General features: G+C 39.2%; 4 protein-coding genes. All 4 read left to right on the top strand.

The genetic code is table 11. The features are described 5' to 3' along the window. The first annotated feature begins 445 nt into the window (after window positions 1–445). Window positions 446–1039 (top strand): TetR/AcrR family transcriptional regulator, encoded by a 594-nt coding sequence (locus AC1DVB_RS26445; RefSeq protein WP_427601187.1) that lies wholly within the window; start codon window positions 446–448, stop codon window positions 1037–1039. A gap of 110 nt (window positions 1040–1149) precedes the next feature. Next, window positions 1150–1296, top strand: coding sequence for a hypothetical protein (locus tag AC1DVB_RS26440; RefSeq protein ID WP_477591761.1), 147 nt, complete (start codon window positions 1150–1152; stop codon window positions 1294–1296). Between the two features lie 249 nt (window positions 1297–1545). Next, window positions 1546–2088, top strand: a complete 543-nt coding sequence (locus tag AC1DVB_RS26435; RefSeq protein ID WP_057277658.1) for an NADPH-dependent FMN reductase — start codon at window positions 1546–1548, stop codon at window positions 2086–2088. Window positions 2089–2421: 333 nt separating this feature from the next. Further along, window positions 2422–2726 (top strand): thiamine pyrophosphate-dependent enzyme (locus tag AC1DVB_RS26430; protein WP_477591759.1); only part of this gene is annotated, 305 nt, incomplete at its 3' end.

The raw sequence follows: 2726 nt of genomic DNA, 5'->3' as shown, positions 1-2726 counted from the left end.
ACTCAAGGCACTTGCTTTCCGCGGGCGGTCCGGGAGCCTCCTCGGCGCGATTGYGCCTGTGGGGTCTCCCCTGGACTCGCTTTTCCCGCAGGAGTCTCGTACCTTCCGTTCCCAATCAACTTCTTTGTTTTAATTTTTAAATAGACCCCTTTTGTCTACAAACTGAGGAGGAGCAAAAAGCTCCGTCTTTTTAAATTTCTCTTGATTGAACTTAGAGATGATTCTCCAACGAGCAACTTCTCCATTTCTGGATACTGGTTTTTGATTTTAGAAGGTTATGCCATATGCCATCCATGACTCTCATACGTATAGTGCACCTTTTCCCGTTCAATCTTAAAAATAAAATGTGCTGTTGGAAATATTTTCTTGACAATTTAAAAACAGATGAATAGAATAAAATGGAAAGTCAGTAAGTACTGACAGTCGATTCGGAGGAAGTGAGAGYATGAGTAGCAGTAATAAGCTTAGTACCGATGATAAGCTGCTGTTGGCGGCAATCGATCTAATTGCAGAGAAAGGGTACAATGGTGTTTCTACTCAGGAAATTGCTGGTTCCGCAGGTTTTAGTGAAAAAACACTATTCCGTCGGTTTGGAAGCAAGCAAAATCTTTTAGAAACGGCATTTGACCGATATCATTATGCTGAAGAGATGACCAAACTTTTTAATGAAGAGAAAATCGTGTGGGATTTGCATTCAGATTTACAACTGATCAGTCGAACATATCATGAAATCATGAATCGTAACCGGAAAATGATTATGATAAGTATCAAGGAGGAAGGCAATTTACCTGGTTTTAGAGAAAAAACACAAAAGCATCCCCGACAGTTACTGGGTATTTTGACAAACTATTTTAACACGATGCATGAAAAAGGAAAGCTTATCCCCACAGACCCAGAGCTTCAGGCGTTGTCGTTCATGATGATGAATTTTGGTGCCTTTATGAACAATCTGGATGCCGATGAGAACTATCCAACCGTGTCCCTGGAGGCATTTATCATGGAGAGTGTGCAAACATTTACTAGGGCTTTGACTCCCTAGTTTTTGACTAAGTATAATGACAGTCAGTACTGACACACCATGGTGATTGTAAAAGAAATGCCAATTTTTATGAACTAAAAAAATAGATTAAATGACAGGAGATTATGAATATGAAATCAAGTAAAACAATAGTATGGATTAATGTATTTACAGCTAAAACAGGCAAACTAGATGAATTGGTTGCTATCCAAGCTGAAGAACTGCTCAATTTCAAGAAGGGATCACAAGGTGTTCCCGGTTGGATCAGCAGCCGTTGACATCGTTCTGTAGATAATGATAAGGCAATTATGGTAACGACCTTTGAGAGTATCGATTTTCATAGAAATTGGTTAGAAAAAAGTGAATTCAGAGTACATCTTAACAAAATAAACCATCTCATTGAAGATACAGAAGGTGGGTACTACACGTTAGTGGAAGAGATTGAAAATATGTAAATCCATCAACTTATGAGGTCATATTCTTAAACAATTAATTGGCCAGTCAGTTTTTACGAGGAGGAGAAAACATTGGAAAAATTAAAGATTGGAATTATCTTAGGAAGCACACGAATGGGACGCGTAAGTCCACAAGTGGGAAATTGGGTTAAAGAAATAGCAGATAAACGAGAAGATGCAACTTATGAAATCGTCGATATCGCAGATTTCAAATTGCCGTTTTTTGGAGAAGGCACTGGTAAAGAACCAGGATTATTAGCTTGGTCAGAAAAACTCTCTAGCTTGGATGGTTTTGTGTTTATCGTACAAGAATATAATCACAGCATTACAGGGGCATTAAAAAACGCACTTGATTCCGCACGTGATGAATGGAACAACAAAGCTGCGGGCATCGTAAGCTATGGTTCAACTGGCGGAGCCCGTGCAGCCGAACATTTGCGTGGCATATTAGGGGAATTACTAGTTGCTGACGTTCGTGTAAATCCAACATTATCGCTATTTACAGACTTTGAAAACTTCAAAACGTTTAAACCAGCTGATTTACACCTCGGTAATGTCCATGCAATGCTAGATCAAACAATTGCATGGAGCGGTGCACTAAAAAATTTACGTTAAGCTTGATAGTTTACTAGCTAGGTCCTTCCTCTCTAACTATTTAACAAAATTCATGTTAGTAATACTGAAACCTAAATAAAAGGTGTATAAAGAGCTTATTCCTTAAGCTTAAGCAGGYTGCTTTCCACATTCAAACCATCTTTGAACTTCAGTTATAAGTGAATTCGGATCGTATTTTTTAAACAAAACGAGACAAAACGAGACACCAATCTCATTTTGTCTCGTTTTGTTTCTGCTGAAAATAGTTAAAGTCCTAATTTTACCGCCTCCTTTTTTGGCACGGCAATTGCACTATATAAGATTGACTCGCTATTACTGATTGGGGGCTGAAAAATGGAAACGGTTCAATCGAATGAAATGAAGTTATCACAGGACAAGGCTTATTGGATGTACAAGAAAATGCTGGAGATCAGAAAATTCGAAGACCAAGTTCATGAATCTTTTGCAAAAGGGATTTTACCTGGGTTTGTCCATTTATATGCAGGGGAAGAAGCGGTTGCTGTTGGTGTATGTGCCCACCTATCCGAAAAGGACAGCATTACAAGCACTCACAGGGGCCATGGCCACTGTATTGCAAAAGAATGCGACCTAAACGGGATGATGGCTGAAATCTATGGGAAAGTGACCGGGCTTTGCAA

This window comes from Peribacillus sp. P4_D6, assembly GCF_056401795.1.
The sequence above is the reverse complement of the archived record's forward strand: the minus strand, read 5'-3'. Positions and strand labels throughout refer to the sequence as shown.

Bases quoted from the DNA above. Each gene is read 5' to 3' on its own strand.
- AC1DVB_RS26445 (WP_427601187.1), top strand. From the start codon at position 446: ATGAGTAGCAGTAATAAGCTTAGTACCGATGATAAGCTGCTGTTGGCG.
- AC1DVB_RS26440 (WP_477591761.1), top strand. From the start codon at position 1,150: ATGAAATCAAGTAAAACAATAGTATGGATTAATGTATTTACAGCTAAA.